The following is a 19,887-nucleotide window of genomic DNA, read 5'->3' on the forward strand; positions in this document are numbered from 1 at the left end:
TCTCCTATTTTCTCAAAAGTCATATGTTGCACACAAAAAAGATGCCCTGCATGGCAGGACACCTCGATATTATGATGCGATTTTTAGCGATTCACGTTGCTTCCCCAATCGGACGTATCCCAAGATGATGGAGAAGACCGGGCTGAGCCAGAGGAAGAACGCAAATGGTGCGTATTCCAATACAGGCACGCCGAGTGTCGCTGCGAAGAACGCTCCGGAGACACCCCAAGGTATGAGCGGGTTGATGACGGTCCCGCCATCTTCAAGTGCCCGTGACAAGTAGCGCGGGTCGATCCCCCGATCGATAAACCCTTGCTTGAACGCCTGACCCGGCAAGAGAATCGACAAGTACTGTTCTCCCGCGAGCAAGTTGACACCGATTGAACTGAGGACAACTGATAGGACCGAGCTCCCTGGTGACTTCAAACGCTCGAGCAACGATTCAACGATGGCTTGGAAGATACCGAGTTCACGTAATAAGCCACCGAACGCGAGGGCGATCAAGACGAGACTGACCGACCAGAGCATCGATTCAAGACCACCTTTATCGAGTACATTCGCAATCAATTCATTTTCGACATCTGACTTAAAGCCCGACTGCATGACACCGAGCCAGTTCGAGATGCTCCAGTTGCCTTGAACAAAACCGGCCGTCAACACACCCGCAAACATCCCAACGAGCATCGTCGGCAAGACCGGCATCCGACGGAACGCAAGCACTGCGACGAGCACAGGGGCAATCAACGTGAGCCATGAGAGGTCGAAACGTCCGCTGAGCGCGGCTTGCGCCTCTGCGATTTGTGCCGTGTCGGCAGTTTGACCGCTACGTCCGAGGAACATGAATAAAATCAACGTGATGATGAACGCTGGAATCGTCGTCCCCATCATGAAGCGAATGTGGTCGAACAGTTTGACCCCCGCCACTGCCGGCGCAAAGTTCGTCGTATCCGACAACGGGCTCATCTTGTCTCCGAAGAGGGCGCCCGACACGATGGCACCTGCAGCGAGCGCTGGCGAGATGCCCAGTGCCGTTCCGATTCCGAACAAGGCGACACCGACCGTTCCGACGGTTGTAAAGGCGCTTCCTGTGAATGTCGAAACGATCATCGTGATCAATAAGACACTCGGCAAGAACCATTCAGCAGAGATTGTATTTAGACCGATGGAGAGGATCGTCGCGACCGTCCCGGACATTTGCCATACTCCGATGAGCATCCCGATCAACAACAAAATCAACACCGGCATGATCGCTTCACGAATTCCGTTGATCATCGCCGTTTCAATCTGTTTGAAGTCGCGTGAACGATAATACGCGTATCCACCTACTATTACCATTGTGCCAAAAATCGCCATATGTGGCGTCGCTTTGGCCAAAAACATCAGTGAGAGCAAGGTAATCCCGCTCATCAACACGACGAATACAGCTTCTTTTCCTTTCATCTGCATCGACGTCCCCTCCTTTCGTTATATCTTCTTTATTTATTATTTCGCCTAACCGCTTAAACGCTTTTATGCATAAAAGCATGTCAGTGATGTTTTTTACTATACTCGCTTCCTTTCTCCCTGTCAAACGTCTTTTTATGATAAATTATATGCTTGAGGGTGACCTCCGGAGTTCGTAACCTCCTCCGACATCAAAACTAGCGAAAAGGAAGTGTGCTTCATGCAACACGAAAAAGCATTGGTCGTCTTTAGTGGTGGCCAGGATTCAACCACTTGCCTGTTTTGGGCAAAACAACAATTCTCTCATGTGGAGGCAGTGACGTTCGCATATGGTCAACGCCATGATGCGGAAATCGAAGTCGCCAAAGAAATTGCGACAGAACTCGATGTCCCACACCACATCCTCGATTTGTCCCTACTCGGACAACTCACTTCAAACGCGCTCACGAGACACGATCTCGCCATCGACAATGCGGACGTCCCAAACACGTTCGTCGATGGACGCAACCATCTATTCTTATCGTTTGCGGCCGTCATGGCCAAACAACTCGGTATGCATCACATCGTGACCGGTGTATGTGAAACGGACTTTTCAGGTTACCCGGATTGCCGAGACCAATTCATCAAATCACTCAATGTGACACTCAATTTAGCGATGGATTATCCATTTGTCATCGACACACCGCTCATGTGGCTCGATAAAAAAGAAACGTGGGCTCTCGCCGACGAACTCGGTGCCTTTGACTATGTCAAAGAACGCACGCTTACTTGCTACAACGGTGTCATCGGTTCAGGTTGTGGAGAATGTCCGGCATGTAAGCTTCGTCAAAACGGACTTACAGCTTACGAGGAGGTGCGCGTATGAAACATGCTCCATTCCTCGCTCCGACCAGTGTCGAATCAAAGCAAGAAGGATCGCTCATCTACTGTCCGCATCGCGTTCAAATCGTCAAAGAAGTAACGTTCGACGCGGCGCACCATCTCTTTGACTATGACGGCAAATGTCGTGCCCTTCATGGTCATACGTATAAGCTCCAGATGGGTGTCAGCGGCTTTCTCGACAATCGCGGCATGACACTCGACTTTGGTGATTTGAAAAAGATCTTCAAAGAAGAGCTTGAGCCGTATCTCGATCATCGCTATTTGAACGAGTCACTCCCTTATATGAATACAACTGCAGAAAACATGTGTTATTGGATTTTTGAACAACTGGCGACACACTTGCCAAATGAACGCGACGTCCGTGTCGAGTTCGTCCGTCTGTATGAAACGCCAACGTCTTACGCTGAGTTCCGCCGTGAATGGTTGGTGGAATCGTGAAAATCCCTGTTCTTGAAGTGTTCGGACCGACCTTTCAAGGCGAAGGACGCGCCATCGGACAAAAGACGATGTTCGTTCGGACCGCCGGTTGCGATTATCGCTGTTCGTGGTGCGATTCCGCCTTTACGTGGGACGGTTCAGAAAAACCGGACATGCTGACAGCCGATGAGGTCATTGCTCGCCTAGACGCACTGGGTATGTACGATTACGTCACCATCTCGGGTGGCAATCCGCTCCTCATCGCGGCAATGGAAGACCTCGTTGTGAAGTTGAAAGAACGTGGTGTCACACTCGCTGTCGAGACGCAAGGTAGCCGCTATCAAGACTGGCTCACACAAATCGATGACGTGACCCTCAGTCCGAAACCTCCATCGTCTGGTATGAAGACGAACTGGGAGCAACTCGACGCCATCGTCGAACGGTTACGCCCGGAGCAGACGACATTCAAAGTCGCTGTCTTTGATGAGGTAGACCTCGCCTACGCAAAAGAAGTGCAACTGCGCTACTCACCGGACGTCATGTATTTGTCGGCCGGTAACCCAGAGCCTGGTGCAGACGGCGACATCACCGATGCCCAGCTCCGTCGTTTGAAACAACTATGGGAAGACGTTGCACGCGACCCGTCATGGCAAAGCGTCCGCGTCCTACCACAACTACACACATTACTGTACGCCAACGAACGTGGCGTCTAAGGAGAATGAACATGAGACCAGAAGACTTACAAGACCTTTCGCTCCTCGGACAGAAGAGCGTCCCATATATTTTTGAATACACACCTGACGTCCTTGAGGCGTTCCCGAATCGTCATCCGGAGAACGACTACTTCGTGAAATTCAACGCACCCGAATTTACATCGTTGTGCCCGATCACGAACCAACCGGACTTCGCAACCATCTACATCTCGTACATCCCGGATGAGAAACTCGTCGAGTCAAAGTCGTTGAAGTTGTACTTGTTCAGCTTCCGTAACCACGGTGACTTCCACGAGAACTGCATCAATGTCATCGGGAAAGATCTCGTCAAGTTGATGGAGCCGCGCTATCTCGAAGTGTGGGGGAAATTCACACCACGTGGCGGTATCTCAATCGATCCGTACTACAACTACGGAAAGCCTGGCACGAAGTACGAAAAAATGGCAGAACACCGTCTGTTCAACCATGACCTGTATCCAGAAACGGTCGACAACCGTTAATTGAAAAGTAGGCGCTCCAATCTGGAGTCGCCTACTTTTTTTGATAGCGATGAATCTGTCGCTTGATCGGTTCACGGAAAACGGTCGCAACGAGCGTCAACACGAGCATGATTCCAAATGCCAAGGCGATGAGCGTCCAATCCCCACTGGCGATACTACTCCCGAGAAAATTGTTCGCAAACGCTCCGGGAATCATACCGACGACGGTCGCAAACAGATAGGCGAGTACGTTTACTTTTGCCAAACCAGAAGCATAGCTTACCAAATCGAAATTAACGAGCGGGATGAGACGTAAGATGAGGACGTAAAAGAAGCCGTCTTCTTCGATTTTACGCTGAATGGCTTCGTAATTCGTTGATTCGAAGTGATGCAGGAAACGATCGCCGAAAAAAATTGCCACATAATACGCAACAAGCGCACTCAATGTCGCCCCGATGACGGTATAGATGACGCCCGGTAACATTCCAAACGCCAAGCCGCCGGCGACCGACAAGACGGACGTCGGGAACAAGATGAGCGGACGAACGGTGAACAACAAGATGTAAATGAGCGGAGCCAACCATCCGAATTGAATGATGTAGTCCCGAATATCGCCTGGGCTTACGTCAACCCACTGATAAAGGAATGTCGCCGTCCCGAACAGGAGTAGGACGAGTGCAATCATCCATTGTATCTTCCACTTCTTCATCGTCCTCCTCCTCTCTATTTGCTTTTATTCCCGTAATCGAGGATGTCATCCACCTTTTTTCAGCCATCTCGATATGGTACGGTTAGAAAAAGCAGAAGGAGGAAATCGATATGAACCTTGCAGATGCCCTAACGTTGAAACAGTTGCTCCATGAGCAAATCGATACATTGACCGAAGAGATTGAGCATGTGGCGTTCATCTCGCTTCAAGCGAATGAATCCATTCCGACCATTCAGTCTCGTTCCCTTCAAGACATCGAGATGGAACTTGAACACATTCGTCTAGACTTACGTCAGCTCGACCGTCTCATTCAAGAGGCGAACGTCCAAGCCGTTGTCGAGACGCACGACGGTCCGCTTCCGCTCGTCGAGGCAATCGAACTTGCTGTTCAGTTACGCGTCCAAGCACGACTTTATGAAAAATTATCGCTTCGTCCGAAGAAAGACTATGTGCATGGGGTTGCCTTGATCAAACACGCCTTATACGATCCGGAGCTGTATCGCCTGAAAGCGCGCGATATTAAGAAGCGTGCCATTCGAATCGAAAGTGCGATTCAAGCCGTCCGTTATCAGACTGACATTGAATTTGATGCATCACGATATATGTAAAAAGCGAAGGGATTCCTTCGCTTTTTACATATGGTCATGGTGATGGTGGTGGATATCATGATGACTCGATGAAGAAGAACGTCGACGTGGTGGTGCCTCATCGGCAAATTTTTCTCCGTCTAAAATCCCGAGACGCTTATATTGACGATCGACCCGCTCTTTCGTCTCTTCGCGAACAGCGTCAGACTCCATCACCAATTGATAGCATCCGAGCGCGACACGGAACGGCTCCATGCGTGTCCGTTCAATCGAGAAGGAATCGATGCCCCGTAAATAGTCTGCTAAGTGCTCAGCCGTATCGTCGGCCGGGACATCGGCGAGCTGCGAGGCGAATTGTTGTAAGTCCTTCAATGTATTTGATGTTTTAGAGTAACTTCGACTTGATTTGATGACACCAAATGCGATAAGTCCAACAATGGTGAAAAACATGAGTGGAAAGAATAAATTGATGATCGTGAAAAATGGGTCCGCCCCAAATTCTAAAGTAGACATTTCAAATTCCCCCTTTTCTTTAAGTACGTTCATTCAGTCGAATCGGTTTCAACAAAAAAACCGCGATCACACGACCGCGGCATCGATTTAACTGTTCAGTTGTTTCTCCATCATGATGCGCGGCTCGCCATCTTCTGTGTAAGCGCCCATGATGTCATATCCGCAAAGGAGGTTCAAGATGATGACCCCTTTGTTCGTATTGCGTGCTTTCGTCCGAATCGAATGGAACCCTTGCGCTTCGACCCATTCGAGTTGCGTGTCCATCAGCTTGCGACCGATGCCATGTTTCTGGAAGTCCGGGTGTACGCCGCCCGCCCAGCTATAAAACCGATAAGGCTCCGCCTCATACCCAATTTTAAAGCCAACTAGCTGCTCTTCAGAGAAAGCCAGCAGCACTAACGGATTGGCGTGCCGATACAGGCGCTCTTTAAATCGCAACTGATCGAGGTCACCGTATAACGTGCGGTACAGCCGGAAGAAGTCCTCTTCAAAATCTTTAAAGTTGTTCGTCACATCTTTTACGATAAATGAACTCGTCGTACTCATCGTGCCATCCCCTTTCAGTTTCTGGACAAAGATTCCGTACGTCTGTTCATTTCGCCGTTCATTCTGAATTTCCTGTCTCCCGTTCAAAAGCTGTGACACCTTTTTGTTTATATAGTCCGAGCGTACGCTTCGGTAAGCTCTTGACCATCCAGTCTTTGAAGATGCGCGCTTGATCTTCGACCGGAAGCTCGTAGCCATCCGTCACGATATGTCGTGACCGTGTCGTGACATCGTACAAGGAAATCGCCGCCGCCACGGAGATGTTCAAACTCTGTACATACCCTTGCATCGGAATGACAAAGTTCCCGTCCGCCTTATGGAGTGCTGTTTCCGAGACACCACTATGTTCATTCCCGAATAGAAGAACGGTCGGCTTCGACACATCCACTTCTTCGAGCGGAATCGCCTCTTCACTTAACGCGGTCGCATATACTTGGTAACCACTTTCTTTTAAAGCGTCAATCGCCTCTTCAATGGAGCCATGCTCCACGACGTCCACCCAGCGGTCGGCACTCTTGGCGATAATCGAGTTCGGTTTGAACTTTGCCCGTCCTTCGACGACGTGCAACGTTTGTACCCCGAACGCATCGGCTGAACGCAACACGGCGGATTGGTTGTGCGGATCGTCCACACCTTCCGTCAAAATCGTGATATGGTTCGTTCGTGTATTCAACACTTCATACATCCGTTTAATGCGGTCTGGCATGAGCATCTCGTAGAGAGGAAGATCGTCCTCATGCAATACACCCTTCTGCAATAACTCTTCTTTTAATTCAATCTGCTTGTCTTTCGTCAAAGCAGATGTCGTCTGTCTCCAACCCATCTTTCTCGCTCCCTTCAACCTATCATATTGTAGCTAGATTCGATTCGACTGACAAGTTCGCCTCACATCTACCATTCCCGCTTCAAAAATGAAAACAAATGAAAATAGCGAAAACGGTTGCATGAATTTATGCAATCGATTACAATCATTTATGCAAGCGATTGCACTATTGGCAAACAAAAAATAGATAAAACTCCCTCACAGGAAGGAAGCGTATAGCATGAAACAATTGATCTCATTCGATTTCTGGCAAAAACTCGGTAAGGCCTTGATGGTCGTCATCGCCGTTATGCCAGCTGCCGGCTTGATGATTTCCATCGGTAAATTGACTGGAATGTCAGCCGGAGATGTCGGTATCTTATTAACAACAGCTCGTATCATTGAAGATTTAGGTTGGGGCATCATCGTCAACTTACATATCCTCTTCGCAGTCGCGATTGGTGGTTCGTGGGCAAAAGATCGTGCCGGCGGTGCATTCGCAGCACTTCTCGCCTTCATCTTGATCAACCGTGTCACAGGTGCCATCTTCGGTGTCAACAGTGACATGCTTCAAGATCCAGAAGCGACAATCGAGTCACTCTTCGGTGCGAACCTTGTCGTCGCTGATTACTTCACATCTGTACTCGGCTCACCTGCCCTCAACATGGGTGTGTTCGTCGGGATTATCGCCGGTTTCCTCGGTGGTGCACTATATAACCGTTTCTACAACTTCAACAAGTTGCCGAACGCTCTCTCGTTCTTCAACGGGAAGCGCTTCGTACCATTCGTCGTTATCCTTGGTTCAGTCGTTGCTGCCCTCGTTCTATCGATTGTATGGCCAACCATCCAAGGTGCGCTCAACAGCTTTGGTGAATGGATTGCCACATCACGTAACACGGCGCCAGTCCTCGCTCCGTTCATTTATGGTGCACTCGAACGTCTCCTCTTACCGTTCGGTTTACACCACATGCTCACAGTACCAATGAACTACACAGAGCTCGGTGGAACATACACAATTTTAACAGGTGCGACAGCTGGATCGGTCGTTGCCGGTCAAGACCCACTCTGGTTGGCATGGGTAACAGACCTCGTCAACTTGCGTGCTGCTGGTGATACGGCCGCATACAACACGCTTCTCGCTGATGTCGTTCCAGCACGCTTCAAAGTCGGTCAAGTCATCTTGTCATTCGCTGCATTGATTGGTGCCGCGTATGCGATGTACCGCAACGTCGACGCGGATAAGAAGGCACAATACAAGCCGATGTTCTTATCAGCCGGACTCGCTGTCTTCTTGACAGGTGTCACAGAACCGATTGAATTCATGTTTATGTTCGTCGCACCAGTTCTTTATGTCGTTTACGCACTCATGGCCGGTGCTGCCTTCGCATTGGCAGATATCATCGACTTACGCGTACACGCTTTCGGTGCAATCGAACTCTTGACGCGCATTCCGATGATTGTCAAAGCAGGACTTCTTCAAGACTTGATCAACTTCGTGCTCGTCTCTGTCGTGTTCTTCTTCCTCAACTTCGGTGTCTTCAACTTCTTCATTAAGAAGATGAACCTACCGACGCCAGGACGTAACGGGAACTACATGGAAGAAACGACAGAAAAATCATCCGTTACAGGTAACGAACAAGTCATGGGGATTATCGCACTTCTCGGTGGGGAAGAAAACATTGAGGATGTCGACGCATGTATGACTCGCCTTCGTGTGACCGTTAAAGACGTTACACTCGTCTCTGACGAACAAGAATGGAAGAAAAATGGCGCTATGGGTCTTATCGTGAAAGACCGTGGAGTCCAAGCCATCTATGGCCCGAAAGCCGACGTATTGAAATCAGACATTCAAGACGTCATCGGTGCATAATCTACTGGCCAACTCGCTCGAGAGTTGGCCTTTTTCTAAAGGAGGACTATCGTGAATATTTTAACGCTCAATTGTCATGCCTGGTTAGAAGACCGCCAACAAGAGAAAATCGACGCGATTGTCGAACGTATCGCAAGCGAAGAGTATGACTTCATCGCGCTCCAAGAAGTCAATCAACATAAAGAGGCCCCACTCATCTATAGGAACATCCGTGAAAACAACTTCGCACACGTCCTCGTCGAGCGCCTGAAAGAGTTAGATCTTCACTATCACATGACATGGGACTTTGCCCATTACGGATATGATATTTACGAGGAAGGCGTCGCCATCTTATCACGGACACCGTTTCTATCGACCGAGTCGTTCTTCGTATCCAAGACGACGGACCCTGACAATTACAAGTCCCGTAAAATTGTCAAAGCCGTGATTGAAGGTCCTGAAACGCCGACGACCGTCTACTCGTGTCACCTTGGATGGTGGCATGATGAAGAGGAGCCAGTGAAGTATCAACTCGACGAACTTCTCCGTCGCGTGGAGCATGACGACCATGCGCTCCTACTCGGTGATTTCAACAACGATGCTTTCATTCGAGGCGAAGGATACGATTACTTGATGGAGAATGGACTTCAAGACTTGTTCCATCTCGCGACGGAACGTGAAGGCGATGCGACGGTACAAGGAAAAATCGCCGGGTGGGACGAAAACAAAAAATCGCTACGCATCGACTTGATGTTGACGAACGCACCCATTCACGTCTCCCGTCATGCCGTCGTCTTCGATGGGGAAAACGGCCCCGTCGTCTCCGACCACGCCGGTGTCGAAGCCACTGTATTTTGGCGCTGATTCACCTTTTTCTTCCGACTTGGGAGAAAAGGGTTTTTCTTTTGGGGAAAATCTTGTAACGTGATAAAAGACTGATGTCTAACTACTAATGAATGAAATAGAAAGAAGTGTTTGAACATGAAGACAAGCTCGCTCAGTCGAAGCGACTGGACTTTAGTTTTATCCCTATCCTTATTAACCTTCGTTCTCGGAACGAGTGAATTTGTCATCGTCGGCATTTTGCCTGATATCGCAAGCGGTCTATCCATTTCCATCGCGACAGCAGGAAGTCTCGTATCGGTATTCGCTATCAGCTTTGCCGTCGGCACGCCAATCACGATGTCCTTGACGAGCCATCTTCCAAAACGTAAATTGATGCTCGGCTTGACGATTCTCTTCACCGTCCTGAACTTATTAAGCAGTCTCGCTCCCATGTATGAGTGGTTACTCGTCTTGCGAATGCTGACGGCTGTCGTCACAGGTGTCTTAATTTCGCTTGCCATGCTCGTCGCTAGCGAGAGCGTCCCTCCGGCAAAACGGGGTGTGGCCGTGTCCTTTATTTTCGGTGGCTTTACAATGGCGAACGTGTTCGGGGTTCCGATCGGAACGTTCATCGGACAACAGGCAGGATGGGAGTCCACGTTTTGGTTGACGACTCTGTTTGGTGCAGTCGCCTGGATTGCCATTTATCGTGTCTTGCCGAATCAATTGTCTCAAGAAAAAGCATCACTCCGTGAACAAATGGCACTCCTGACGAATCCGCGTATCTTGATCGCCTTCTTGATTCCGGCGTTCGGTTTCGGGGCGACGTATGTCATATATACGTATCTCGTGCCGATTTTAAAAGATGTCCTCGGCGTCCCGGTCGCTTGGGTCAGTCCGATTTTATTCGCCTACGGATTCATCTCGATCTTCAGTAATATCGCTGCCGGAAAGATCGCCAGTCACAATCCGATCGGACGCTTACGGTTCGTCTTTCTCGTCCAGGCATTCGTCCTGGCCGCATTATTCGTGACGACGTCGAATGTGACGCTCGGTCTCCTGAATATCGCCCTCATGTCGTTCATGGCGATTTTATTGACGACATCGACTCAGATTTATTTGATCGATTTGGCGGAGAAGTTCAATCCGAACGCCAAAGGTCTCGCCTCATCACTTATGCCTGTGGCGAGTAACGTCGGAATCGGACTTGGTTCCGCTCTCGGTGGTGTCGTCTACGCGACAAGCCCTATCATGACGCTCGCGCTCGTCGGTGGTTTGGTCGCCCTCGTCACAGCCGGGTTGACCGCAGTCAGTTATTCACTCGATCAACGCTAAAACGTGCGCACCTCGATGAAGGTGCGCACGTTTTTTATAACCATTCGAGAATTGCTGATAGGACTTCGTCGAGTTGTTCTTTCGATGTGAGCGGACTTTCCTGATCACCTTTTTGTGGACCATACATTCCGAAGTTGGCATGATTCCCGCCTTCGATTTGTACGAATTGACTATCGGCAGGTAGGTCGCTTCGACTCGCCTCGATGTCTTCCGGGACAGCCAATCCATCCAACTCACCCGAGATGGATAGCACGCGTAAGTCACTATCGACCATCGAGCTGATCGGATATGATGCGAGGAAAATGACACCTTCTACCGACTCTTGATGCTCAAGCGCGTAACCCGACGCCGCCGAACCTCCGAGTGAATGACCGGCTACGATCCAGCGTTCAATCTCCGGATGTGCCTCGATGATTGGATCGGCTGCGTCGATATCTAAAATGCCTAAGTTGAGTCGAAGCGACGGAATGGCGACGAAATACCCTTCCTCGGCTAAACGTGTTCCATAATACGCATACGCCTCTTTCTCCACTTTCGCCCCTGGATAAAGAATGATTCCGACCTCACTCGTCGGATCTCCAAACTCGAGACGGTTGTCGACCACTTTCCCCTCTTCGGCATACCGTGTCGCTTCATCGGTCGGTTCGTACGTGAACTGCGTCCAAATTAAAAAGCCTGCTACCGCGATGATTAGCAATCCTACGATTGAGAGTGCGGTCCACTTGAAGAATTTCTTCATTATATAGTCTCCATTTGCATCCACTTCATCATAACGTTACACTAATAAGAAAAAGCATGATCAGGGGGACACCATGACCAGAAGTAATATAACCACGACGATTCAGTGGTTTATTTTTATTTTAGCTACAAATATTGTACCACCACTCTCCATCGCCGCCTTGTTTGAACTGTCACCAGATGAGACGATGACCTTCATATCCCGCTCACTTTTCATCTTCGCACTCTTCAGCATCATCCAAACGTTGCTCGGCCATCGCCTCCCGATACTCGAAGGACCTGCCGGCATTTGGTGGGGTGTCTTCACTTTATACGCCTCCATCGGTCCCGCCCTATACGGAAGTCAGCAAGAGACCTTGCAAGCACTCGGATTCATGCTGTTTTTGAGTGGAATCCTTGGTGTGTTGTTGACCGTCACTGGTATCTTAAGACGCATGCTCGCCCTGTTTACACCGCAAGTGCTCGGCGTCTATATGATTTTGCTCGTCCTTCAATTATCAGGGGCCGTCATTAAAGGTGGCTTTGGGGTGACGGAAGACGGAATCAACGTCGTTCAGGCAGTGGCGACGGCAGGTCTCGTCTTGTTCGCACTCACGCTCGAGCAAAGTCGCTTTAAACAATATGGACTCGTCATGACGCTATTCGTCGGGTTCGGCTTGTTCCATTTACTCGACCTTGGAAATCCAATCGTTCGTTCGGAATCTTTCTTCCTCGTACCGGAGCTTCTTCCGTTCGGAAATTGGGTGTGGGATTGGAACTTGTTGCCGACGGCTTTCGTCATCACCCTACTTCTCATGACGAACGTCCTTGCGAACATCAAGTTGATTGAGCGCATCGTCAGTTCTCGCGAAAAACGAGAAATCAAAGGAAACGTTCCTGCATCAGGTGTCGCCAGTGGCGTCAGTCAAATCGTGGCTGGTCTGTTCGGCACACCGGGTCCTGTCGCCATCTCCGGGACAGCTGGTTTCCTCTCTTCGACGGAGAGCGTCCAGCGTGCTCCGCATTTGATTGCCCACGCCCTCATGATGGGGTTAGCACTCATCGGTCCATTCGTCTCGTTGATTGCGAGCATCCCGGCCGCTGTCGGTTATGCGATTGTGACTCCGCTTATCGCGACGATGATCATCATCGGAATCAATGAGGCCGCCTTTGAATTAAAACAATCGACGGCATCCCTCACGGTCGGGCTCCCGCTCGTCATCGGTGCCGGGGCGATGTTATTACCACCCGGTTCAATGAATGACCTGCCACCGCTTCTTGCGACCGTCTTCTCTAACGGGCTTGTTCTCGGAACAATCGTCGCCTTAACGACTGCCATCTTAAGTAAAATCAAGGATTGAAAAAAAGAACTGGCCATATTGGTCAGTTCTTTTCACGTACATACATATGGTAACGGGCATCGTGCGGTAAAACAGCGCCTTCTTCTTGTTCGAAATGCGCACGGTCTTTCCAATAACGAACGACTGACGAAGTATCACGATGCAGGGCGCGCTGTAGTGCTTGTTTCGCCGTGACAGGCGTTTCGTCATCGTTTGTCAATTCAAGCCCCATTAGTTTATAGCCGATGGTTTGTCCACCTCGACTCATTTGCCAGGCTTCCATGGCATATGTCAGCAGTGTCGGTGTGATGACCGCATGCACGAACTCGCTTTTTACTTTCTTTCGCACGAGCTGTTCCACGCCCACGCTGACGAGACCTGCAATGATACTGTCAATCAAGACGGCTTTCGTTCGCTTTTTTGTCAATGGATTCATCGGCTCATCCTCTGCATCATCCCTGACGTCAACACTTCGATTCCTTCGCCTTCTTCAGACGCCATAATCAACGCACGCGCGACATGCAACGCTTGAATCGGTGCGACTTCCGGTGTCTTCTCAAGCAAGAATGACTGGAACGGTCGACTGATGACCTCGGCCGCCTTCTCCCCGAGGCGGAATGAATCACGTTCTCCGAGTAACAGAGAAGGACGCGCGATAATCAAGTGATGGAAGTTGAAGATGCGTAACGCGTTCTCAAGCTCCCCTTTCACACGGTTGTAAAAGAACGTCGAACGTAACGATGCGCCTTGTGCCGATACGACCGCATAGCGCGTCGCACCGTGTGCCTTGGCGACACGGGCGACTTCAAGTGGTAATTCTAAATCAACTTGTTTGAACGCTTCTTGCGAGCCAGCTACCGCAATTGTTGTGCCGAGCGCACAGTACACGTCGTCGATCTGTGGAAGGGACGAATCCATCTCCTCGAAACCGATGATCTCATGTAACTTCGGATGACTCCAACGCTTCGAGCGACGGACAACGATCCAGACCGCATCATAACGGTCACTCTCTAACAACTGTTCAACCAATTCGCGACCAATCAAGCCGGTCGCGCCTACGACAAGTGCAGTTTTCCCCATTCGTGACTCCTCCTAGACTACTATTTCCTTCAGTCTAGCTGACTTGCCGTTCCTCGGCAATGATTGTCCCGGGACGGAATCGGTCCATCATACGGAAAAATCCGTTCAATGCGAGCGCCGTGAATGAGCCTGCCACGATAGCACTATCCGTGAACAACTGCAGCCACTCCGGCATGTTTGCGACGATGGCTGGATTGGCGGTAATACCGAGCCCAACACCGATTGAGAGGGCAATGGTGATCAAGTTCTCGTTTTTCGAAAAGTCGACCTGGCTCAGAATCCGAATTCCAGAAGCGGCGACTGTTCCGAACATGACGAGCATCGCTCCCCCAAGCACAGGTTTTGGAATCAATGTCGTGAACGTAGCGACTTTCGGAAGGAAGCCGAGCAAGATGAGCAATCCACCTGTCCAAAAGATGACACGACGTGATTTCACACCTGACAATTGAACGAGTCCGACATTTTGACTGAACGTCGTGTATGGAAAGCTGTTGAAAATCCCTCCGAGAATCGTCGCGACGCCCTCCGCACGATACCCTTTCGTCAATTCGTTCGCACCGATTGGCTTTTTCGTGATATCGCTGAGCGCCAAGAACACCCCCGTCGATTCAATCATCGAGATGATGGCGACGAGCGTCATGACGAGGATGGCAGACACGTCAAATGTCGGCATCCCAAAGTAGAAAGGCTGGACCATTTGGAACCAACTCGCTTCACGGACAGGACTGAAGTCCACGAGACCGAGCGAAGCAGCAACCCCCGTTCCGATGAGTACGGCAAAGAGGACGGCAGCGGCACGCGTGAAGACGGTCCCGACACGGTTCAAGACGAGAATGAGTAAAATCGTCAAACCACCTAATCCGAGATTCTGCATCGATGCGAATCCAGGCTCACCTGGCATCCCGCCACCGATATCATTGACGGCGACCGGAATCAGCGAGAGACCGATGATCGTCACGACCGAACCGAGCACGACCGGTGGAAAGAAGCGCGCAAGTTTCCCGACAAATCCAGAAATGAGGATGACAATGAGACCGCTCGCAATCAACGCGCCATAAATGGCAGTGATCCCGTTTGCGCTCCCGATGGCGATCATCGGACCGACCGCCGTGAACGTGCATCCGAGGACGACCGGCAATCCGACACCCGTAAAGCGTGTCGTCCATACTTGTAGTAGCGTCGCCACCCCACACATGAATAAATCAATTGCGACGAGATAGGTGAGTTCGGTTGGACCAAGCCCGATGGCACCACCGACGATGAGCGGGACGATGGCTGCTCCCGTGTACATGGCGAGCAGATGCTGAAATCCGAGACTTGCCGTCTTAAATGTATTCATCGAACGACCTCCACGAATGAGATGTGGTCTTTCTCTAATTTCGCGACGCGCGCTAGCGATTCGACGCGATAACCACGCTCAATCAGTTTATCGCGCCCTGGTTGGAACGATTTTTCGATGACGATGCCAACACCTGAAACTTCTGCACCTGCCGCTTCGACGAGTTGTGTCAGCCCGAGTGCCGCTTCCCCGTTCGCGAGGAAGTCATCGATGACAAGAACGCGTTCGCCTGGTAAGACGAAACGTCGGCTCAAGCTGATGCGGTTCGTCTCCTGTTTCGTGAACGAATAAACATCCGCTTCGACGAGGTCGTCTTGGAGCGTCAGCGATTTCCGTTTACGCGCGAATACGAACGGGATGCCCATCTCAAGCGCCGTCATCATCGCTGGCGCAATCCCGCTCGATTCGAGTGTGACGATGCGGTCGATTTGAGCGTCTTTGAAACGTTCTGCAAATTCTTTGCCGATGGCTTGCATAAGTACCGGGTCGACTTGATGATTCAAGAAGGCGTCAACTTTCAACACTTGGTCGGATAAGGCCCGACCCTCTTCACGGATTTTGTCTTCTAACTGCTTCATTGTTGTCCCCTCCATTAAAAAATGCGATTCGTCACCCCTCATCGGGAGGCAACGAACCGCATGGAAATCAACGATAGCATACGACAAGCGCCACCCGTAGTCGAACCATTTACGGTAGTTCGGTAGAGACTTGCGGACCATATTTCCGCTGATATACGAGTGCGAATCTATTTATTTAAGATAAACTTTATTGTAGACGAGCTGACGAGAAATGCAATAGGTTGCAATCAAACGGCGAAATGTTCGATTTTTCTGAAACTGCTGTATACTGTATGTATTGGATATGAGAGAGGAGCCTTGCCCTTATGAAGTTATTCGTATTAGGCGCAACCGGTCGGACCGGACATCAATTCATCGACCAAGCCATCGAGCACGGTCATGACGTCACCGCGTTCGTACGTGAACAGAAAAAGTTGATTCGGACCCCACAACTTGAAATCATCGAAGGCGACTTATATGACATCGATGCGTTAACAGAAGCGATGCACGGTCATGATGCGGTCATCAGCTGTCTCGGAACGGATTTGAGCGACCCAGACTTTTTAGCGAGTGTCACGGACAAGCTTGTCCCTGCGATGAAGGCAAACAATGTTTCACGTATCATCTATCTCGCTTCAGCGGGAATCGACAATGAGATTCCGGGCCTTGCGGGGAAAGCCATTACGTTCATGCTCCGGAAACCGCTCCGTGATCATCGGGCAGCCGTGGACTTATGGCGAAATTCGTCATTCGATTATACGATTGTACGACCGATGCAATTGACGGACGGCCCCCGCACCTCGACATATCGCACGGCCATCGATGAAGTGCCAGAGAACGGGAAACACATCTCACGGGCAGACGTCGCCCAGTTCATGCTTCATGCGATTGAAGAACAGGAACACGTACGGGAGTCAGTCGGACTGGCGTACTAATTTGATTCAATTCATGCTACAATATCGGGTAGTTTACTTTGAAAGGAACGAAAACGAATTATGAGTATATTAACGGTACAAAACTTGAGCCACGGCTTTGGTGACCGCGCTATTTTGAACGATGTCTCTTTCCGCCTCTTAAAAGGGGAGCATATCGGTCTCGTTGGAGCGAACGGTGAAGGAAAATCGACGTTCATGAACATCATCACACGCAAACTGCAACCGGATGAAGGGAAAATTGAATGGGCGAAAAACGTCCGTGTCGGTTACCTCGATCAACACGCGGTACTTGAGCGCGGGATGACGATTCGTGACGTCTTGAAAGGTGCTTTCCAATACCTGATCGACATGGAGACGCGCATCGGCGAACTCTACATGGAGATGGGCGACGCGACACCGGAACAGATGGAAGACATGCTCGCGGAGGTTGGTGAGCTTCAAGAAACGCTCGACTCGAACGATTTTTACATCATCGATGCGAAAGTAGAAGAAGTCGCACGCGGTCTCGGTATTTTAGACGTTGGTCTCGACCGTGACGTCACGGACTTGTCAGGTGGACAGCGTACGAAAGTATTGCTCGCAAAATTACTTTTAGAGAAGCCAGATATCTTGCTCCTCGATGAGCCGACCAACTATTTGGATGAAGTGCATATCGAGTGGTTGAAACGCTATCTTCAAAACTATGACAATGCCTTCATCTTGATCTCCCACGATATCCCGTTCTTAAATAGTGTCATCAACTTGGTCTACCATATGGAAAACCAAGAGTTGAACCGCTATGTCGGAGACTATGACAAGTTCATGGAAGTGTACGAGATGAAGCGTTCGCAACTTGAAGCCGCCTACAAGCGTCAACAGGCCGAGATCGCGGATTTGAAAGACTTTGTTGCACGAAACAAGGCCCGTGTGTCGACACGAAATATGGCAATGTCACGTCAGAAGAAACTCGATAAGATGGATGTCATCGAATTGAGCGCGGAACGTCCAAAACCAGAATTCCGCTTCTTGCAGGCACGTACATCGGGACGCCTCATCTTTGATGCGAAAGGTCTCGTCATCGGATACGATGAGCCACTCTCACGTCCGCTCGACCTTCAGATGGAGCGCGGTCAAAAGATTGCCCTCGTCGGAGCGAACGGAATCGGGAAGACGACGCTCTTGAAGAGTTTGCTCGGCTTGATCAACCCGCTTGAAGGGACAGTCGAACGTGGTGAGTTCCTCGAAATGGGTTACTTCGAGCAGGAAGCAGCATCAAGCAATAACACGTGTATCGAAGAGATTTGGAGCGAATTCCCGTCACTCAACCAACAACAGGTGCGCGCGATGCTCGCGAAATGTGGTCTCATGACGAAGCACATTGAAAGTAAAATCTCTGTCCTCAGTGGTGGGGAAAAGGCGAAAGTACGTCTTTGCAAACTCTTAAACAACGAAACGAACTTACTCTTACTCGATGAGCCGACGAACCACTTGGACGTCGACGCGAAAGAAGAGTTGAAGCGTGCGTTGAAAGAGTACAAAGGAAGCGTCCTCCTCATCAGTCACGAACCAGAATTCTATGAGGATATCGTCACAGACGTCTGGAACTGTGAATCGTGGACGACGAAAGTATTTTAATTCAGTAAAGGACGTGTCGTATGGCTGGCCCAATTCAAACGAATGAACGGATTATCTTGTATGACATTATCCGAGGGTTTGCCCTCTGCGGCATTTTCCTCGTCAATATCCCGAGTATGCTCGGGAGCGACTGGATGTCCGGTCGTCCCGACTATTATGGGAGCGACCTGTTCGTTCGCACCCTCTTCGACTTGTTCGTGCAAACGAAGTTTTATACGATTTTCTCCCTCCTATTTGGGATCGGCTTTTCGATTTTCCTCGAGCGCTCATACGCCCGAGGTGAATCGGTCAGTCGTTACATACGCCGGATTTTGATTCTCTTCTTGTTCGGTCTGGCACACCTGGCGATTTGGTCAGGGGATATCCTCCATACGTACGCCATGTGGGGCTTATTGCTTCCTCTCTTTTACGGATTGAGTAATCGTGCGATTTTGACGTGGGCATGGAGTTTATTGATTGGGAGCTTTTTACTGTTCTATGTGTCACCCATGTACTTAGAATTGTCGCTCGGATTTAGGTTTAATGGGGATCCTTTCCCGGCCGTCTTCAATTCTGGATTCGGCCCATGGTTCGACTATCGCCTAGATGAAGAGATTTTTGACATGTTCCAAAACTCATTTTTTGTCGGGGTTGAAATTCTAAGTCTGTTCTTGTTCGGCCTTTATATCGGACGGGAACGGAAACTCCTCACTTGGAGCATCCAAGGACTGACACAGACAGCTATCATCTGTACGGTAACCGCCCTACCGTTCTTCGCAGTCATTATTTGGCATCACTACGGTAGCGGTGCCGAATATTCGGCGACGAACTCTGCGGCCGTTCTCGTCTCCGGAAAACTGCTCGCTACAACGTACATCTGCCTGTTCACCATCGCCGTTCGAAAAGGTCGGACATTCCTTCCGCTTCAAGCACTCGGACGAATGGCACTCACGAACTATCTGACACATACGTTGATCATTGTCTTGCCAGTGATCGCACTCGGGGCGTACGGGGCGCTTTCCTTAACCGAAGGTCTATTCCTCAGCATCGCCATTTTGATTGCGCAGTCGTTCTTCTCGATGTGGTGGCTAAAGACTCACCGCTACGGACCGTTTGAGAAGCTATGGCGTCTCGGAACATACGGACGACAAACAAAATCATCCTAAGATCGGACTTCATTGTCCGGTCTTTTTTAAACAAAAACTGCAGACGAATGAACGTCTGCA

22 protein-coding genes and 1 riboswitch are annotated in these 19,887 nt (G+C 50.0%); of the genes, 12 read left to right on the forward strand and 10 right to left on the reverse strand.

From position 1 onward, the window contains the following. Window positions 1–69: 69 nt before the first annotated feature. On the reverse strand, window positions 70–1,446 hold the full coding sequence (nhaC, locus tag KNO69_RS10980) for a Na+/H+ antiporter NhaC (RefSeq protein ID WP_078146116.1): 1,377 nt from the start codon (window positions 1,444–1,446) through the stop codon (window positions 70–72). A 217-nt stretch (window positions 1,447–1,663) separates the two neighbouring features. Here nhaC and queC point away from each other — a divergent pair, with 217 nt between their 5' ends. From queC to queF, 4 genes are read left to right on the forward strand one after another with little or no spacing between them, the layout of a single operon-like run. Beyond that, complete coding sequence (gene queC / locus KNO69_RS10985; RefSeq protein WP_078146115.1) at window positions 1,664–2,308, forward strand: 7-cyano-7-deazaguanine synthase QueC; 645 nt, start codon at window positions 1,664–1,666, stop codon at window positions 2,306–2,308. Continuing rightward, window positions 2,305–2,763, forward strand: a complete 459-nt coding sequence (queD, locus tag KNO69_RS10990; RefSeq protein WP_015880475.1) for a 6-carboxytetrahydropterin synthase QueD — start codon at window positions 2,305–2,307, stop codon at window positions 2,761–2,763. Before queC ends, queD begins: the two co-directional genes overlap by 4 nt. Further along, a complete protein-coding gene (gene queE, locus KNO69_RS10995; RefSeq protein WP_214775415.1) occupies window positions 2,745–3,455 on the forward strand; it encodes a 7-carboxy-7-deazaguanine synthase QueE in 711 nt (236 codons plus the stop codon). Before queD ends, queE begins: the two co-directional genes overlap by 19 nt. Window positions 3,456–3,466: 11 nt before the next feature. Continuing rightward, window positions 3,467–3,955 (forward strand): preQ(1) synthase, encoded by a 489-nt coding sequence (queF, locus tag KNO69_RS11000; RefSeq protein WP_015880473.1) that lies wholly within the window; start codon window positions 3,467–3,469, stop codon window positions 3,953–3,955. Window positions 3,956–3,986: 31 nt separating this feature from the next. Here the strand turns inward: queF and KNO69_RS11005 are convergent, their stop codons facing one another. After that, window positions 3,987–4,643: a TVP38/TMEM64 family protein gene (locus tag KNO69_RS11005; RefSeq protein WP_078146111.1), complete on the reverse strand. Its 657-nt coding sequence runs from the start codon at window positions 4,641–4,643 to the stop codon at window positions 3,987–3,989. Between the two features lie 110 nt (window positions 4,644–4,753). On the opposite strand from KNO69_RS11005, the gene KNO69_RS11010 reads away from it, so the two are divergent. Beyond that, the gene (locus KNO69_RS11010; RefSeq protein WP_214817991.1) at window positions 4,754–5,251 is read left to right on the forward strand and encodes a hypothetical protein; all 498 of its coding nucleotides are present in this window, start codon (window positions 4,754–4,756) and stop codon (window positions 5,249–5,251) included. 24 nt (window positions 5,252–5,275) lie between these two features. Here KNO69_RS11010 and KNO69_RS11015 read toward each other — a convergent pair whose 3' ends face one another. The 3 genes from KNO69_RS11015 to KNO69_RS11025 form a co-directional block, all read right to left on the reverse strand. Continuing rightward, window positions 5,276–5,743 (reverse strand): hypothetical protein, encoded by a 468-nt coding sequence (locus tag KNO69_RS11015; protein ID WP_214817993.1) that lies wholly within the window; start codon window positions 5,741–5,743, stop codon window positions 5,276–5,278. 87 nt (window positions 5,744–5,830) lie between these two features. Continuing rightward, complete coding sequence (locus tag KNO69_RS11020) at window positions 5,831–6,376, reverse strand: GNAT family N-acetyltransferase (protein WP_015880469.1); 546 nt, start codon at window positions 6,374–6,376, stop codon at window positions 5,831–5,833. Next, complete coding sequence (locus KNO69_RS11025) at window positions 6,348–7,112, reverse strand: TrmH family RNA methyltransferase (protein WP_214817995.1); 765 nt, start codon at window positions 7,110–7,112, stop codon at window positions 6,348–6,350. Before KNO69_RS11025 ends, KNO69_RS11020 begins: the two co-directional genes overlap by 29 nt. Window positions 7,113–7,332: 220 nt before the next feature. Between KNO69_RS11025 and KNO69_RS11030 the strand changes: the two genes are divergently transcribed. From KNO69_RS11030 to KNO69_RS11040, 3 genes are all read left to right on the forward strand, one after another. Next, entirely contained in the window at window positions 7,333–8,961 is a 1,629-nt protein-coding gene (locus KNO69_RS11030; RefSeq protein ID WP_214817997.1) for a PTS transporter subunit IIBC, read from the forward strand. A 51-nt stretch (window positions 8,962–9,012) separates the two neighbouring features. After that, entirely contained in the window at window positions 9,013–9,804 is a 792-nt protein-coding gene (locus KNO69_RS11035; protein WP_214817999.1) for an endonuclease/exonuclease/phosphatase family protein, read from the forward strand. Window positions 9,805–9,921: 117 nt separating this feature from the next. Continuing rightward, window positions 9,922–11,100 carry an MFS transporter gene (locus KNO69_RS11040; RefSeq protein ID WP_214818000.1) on the forward strand — a complete coding sequence of 393 codons (1,179 nt, stop codon included), beginning with the start codon at window positions 9,922–9,924 and terminating at the stop codon, window positions 11,098–11,100. 34 nt (window positions 11,101–11,134) lie between these two features. On the opposite strand, the gene KNO69_RS11045 is transcribed toward KNO69_RS11040, so the two are convergent. Further along, window positions 11,135–11,839, reverse strand: a complete 705-nt coding sequence (locus KNO69_RS11045; RefSeq protein WP_078146105.1) for an alpha/beta hydrolase — start codon at window positions 11,837–11,839, stop codon at window positions 11,135–11,137. 73 nt (window positions 11,840–11,912) lie between these two features. On the opposite strand from KNO69_RS11045, the gene KNO69_RS11050 reads away from it, so the two are divergent. Next, on the forward strand, window positions 11,913–13,178 hold the full coding sequence (locus tag KNO69_RS11050; protein WP_214818002.1) for a purine/pyrimidine permease: 1,266 nt from the start codon (window positions 11,913–11,915) through the stop codon (window positions 13,176–13,178). 22 nt (window positions 13,179–13,200) lie between these two features. Here the strand turns inward: KNO69_RS11050 and KNO69_RS11055 are convergent, their stop codons facing one another. From KNO69_RS11055 to KNO69_RS11070, 4 genes are read right to left on the reverse strand one after another with little or no spacing between them, the layout of a single operon-like run. Then, the gene (locus tag KNO69_RS11055; protein WP_214818005.1) at window positions 13,201–13,593 is read right to left on the reverse strand and encodes an RDD family protein; all 393 of its coding nucleotides are present in this window, start codon (window positions 13,591–13,593) and stop codon (window positions 13,201–13,203) included. Then, complete coding sequence (locus tag KNO69_RS11060; protein WP_214818009.1) at window positions 13,590–14,237, reverse strand: NAD(P)H-binding protein; 648 nt, start codon at window positions 14,235–14,237, stop codon at window positions 13,590–13,592. Before KNO69_RS11060 ends, KNO69_RS11055 begins: the two co-directional genes overlap by 4 nt. A 34-nt stretch (window positions 14,238–14,271) precedes the next feature. Then, window positions 14,272–15,576: a nucleobase:cation symporter-2 family protein gene (locus KNO69_RS11065; RefSeq protein ID WP_214818012.1), complete on the reverse strand. Its 1,305-nt coding sequence runs from the start codon at window positions 15,574–15,576 to the stop codon at window positions 14,272–14,274. Continuing rightward, window positions 15,573–16,154 (reverse strand): xanthine phosphoribosyltransferase, encoded by a 582-nt coding sequence (locus tag KNO69_RS11070; protein ID WP_078146100.1) that lies wholly within the window; start codon window positions 16,152–16,154, stop codon window positions 15,573–15,575. The genes KNO69_RS11065 and KNO69_RS11070 overlap by 4 nt, the downstream gene beginning before the upstream one ends. A gap of 77 nt (window positions 16,155–16,231) precedes the next feature. Further along, window positions 16,232–16,333: riboswitch (purine riboswitch) on the reverse strand. A 126-nt stretch (window positions 16,334–16,459) separates the two neighbouring features. On the opposite strand from KNO69_RS11070, the gene KNO69_RS11075 reads away from it, so the two are divergent. From KNO69_RS11075 to KNO69_RS11085, 3 genes are read left to right on the forward strand one after another with little or no spacing between them, the layout of a single operon-like run. After that, on the forward strand, window positions 16,460–17,068 hold the full coding sequence (locus tag KNO69_RS11075) for an NAD(P)-dependent oxidoreductase (protein ID WP_214818015.1): 609 nt from the start codon (window positions 16,460–16,462) through the stop codon (window positions 17,066–17,068). Between the two features lie 60 nt (window positions 17,069–17,128). Next, window positions 17,129–18,682, forward strand: coding sequence for an ABC-F family ATP-binding cassette domain-containing protein (locus KNO69_RS11080; RefSeq protein ID WP_015880457.1), 1,554 nt, complete (start codon window positions 17,129–17,131; stop codon window positions 18,680–18,682). 20 nt (window positions 18,683–18,702) lie between these two features. Then, window positions 18,703–19,827, forward strand: coding sequence for a DUF418 domain-containing protein (locus tag KNO69_RS11085; RefSeq protein WP_214818018.1), 1,125 nt, complete (start codon window positions 18,703–18,705; stop codon window positions 19,825–19,827). Window positions 19,828–19,887: the final 60 nt, after the last annotated feature.

The sequence above is a fragment of the Exiguobacterium sp. s131 genome, from assembly GCF_018617345.1.
GTDB lineage: Bacteria > Bacillota > Bacilli > Exiguobacteriales > Exiguobacteriaceae > Exiguobacterium > Exiguobacterium profundum.

Excerpts from the sequence above, each read along its gene's own strand:
- KNO69_RS11010 (WP_214817991.1), top strand. The coding sequence starts at position 4,754 with ATGAACCTTGCAGATGCCCTAACGTTGAAACAGTTGCTCCATGAGCAA.
- KNO69_RS11005 (WP_078146111.1), bottom strand. The coding sequence starts at position 4,643 with ATGAAGAAGTGGAAGATACAATGGATGATTGCACTCGTCCTACTCCTG.
- KNO69_RS11075 (WP_214818015.1), top strand. The coding sequence starts at position 16,460 with ATGAAGTTATTCGTATTAGGCGCAACCGGTCGGACCGGACATCAATTC.
- KNO69_RS11055 (WP_214818005.1), bottom strand. The coding sequence starts at position 13,593 with ATGAATCCATTGACAAAAAAGCGAACGAAAGCCGTCTTGATTGACAGT.
- nhaC (WP_078146116.1), bottom strand. The coding sequence starts at position 1,446 with ATGCAGATGAAAGGAAAAGAAGCTGTATTCGTCGTGTTGATGAGCGGG.
- KNO69_RS11060 (WP_214818009.1), bottom strand. The coding sequence starts at position 14,237 with ATGGGGAAAACTGCACTTGTCGTAGGCGCGACCGGCTTGATTGGTCGC.
- queC (WP_078146115.1), top strand. The coding sequence starts at position 1,664 with ATGCAACACGAAAAAGCATTGGTCGTCTTTAGTGGTGGCCAGGATTCA.
- KNO69_RS11040 (WP_214818000.1), top strand. The coding sequence starts at position 9,922 with ATGAAGACAAGCTCGCTCAGTCGAAGCGACTGGACTTTAGTTTTATCC.
- KNO69_RS11025 (WP_214817995.1), bottom strand. The coding sequence starts at position 7,112 with ATGGGTTGGAGACAGACGACATCTGCTTTGACGAAAGACAAGCAGATT.
- KNO69_RS11065 (WP_214818012.1), bottom strand. The coding sequence starts at position 15,576 with ATGAATACATTTAAGACGGCAAGTCTCGGATTTCAGCATCTGCTCGCC.
- KNO69_RS11050 (WP_214818002.1), top strand. The coding sequence starts at position 11,913 with ATGACCAGAAGTAATATAACCACGACGATTCAGTGGTTTATTTTTATT.
- KNO69_RS11080 (WP_015880457.1), top strand. The coding sequence starts at position 17,129 with ATGAGTATATTAACGGTACAAAACTTGAGCCACGGCTTTGGTGACCGC.
- queE (WP_214775415.1), top strand. The coding sequence starts at position 2,745 with ATGGTTGGTGGAATCGTGAAAATCCCTGTTCTTGAAGTGTTCGGACCG.
- KNO69_RS11070 (WP_078146100.1), bottom strand. The coding sequence starts at position 16,154 with ATGAAGCAGTTAGAAGACAAAATCCGTGAAGAGGGTCGGGCCTTATCC.
- KNO69_RS11030 (WP_214817997.1), top strand. The coding sequence starts at position 7,333 with ATGAAACAATTGATCTCATTCGATTTCTGGCAAAAACTCGGTAAGGCC.
- KNO69_RS11045 (WP_078146105.1), bottom strand. The coding sequence starts at position 11,839 with ATGAAGAAATTCTTCAAGTGGACCGCACTCTCAATCGTAGGATTGCTA.
- queD (WP_015880475.1), top strand. The coding sequence starts at position 2,305 with ATGAAACATGCTCCATTCCTCGCTCCGACCAGTGTCGAATCAAAGCAA.
- queF (WP_015880473.1), top strand. The coding sequence starts at position 3,467 with ATGAGACCAGAAGACTTACAAGACCTTTCGCTCCTCGGACAGAAGAGC.
- KNO69_RS11085 (WP_214818018.1), top strand. The coding sequence starts at position 18,703 with ATGGCTGGCCCAATTCAAACGAATGAACGGATTATCTTGTATGACATT.
- KNO69_RS11015 (WP_214817993.1), bottom strand. The coding sequence starts at position 5,743 with ATGTCTACTTTAGAATTTGGGGCGGACCCATTTTTCACGATCATCAAT.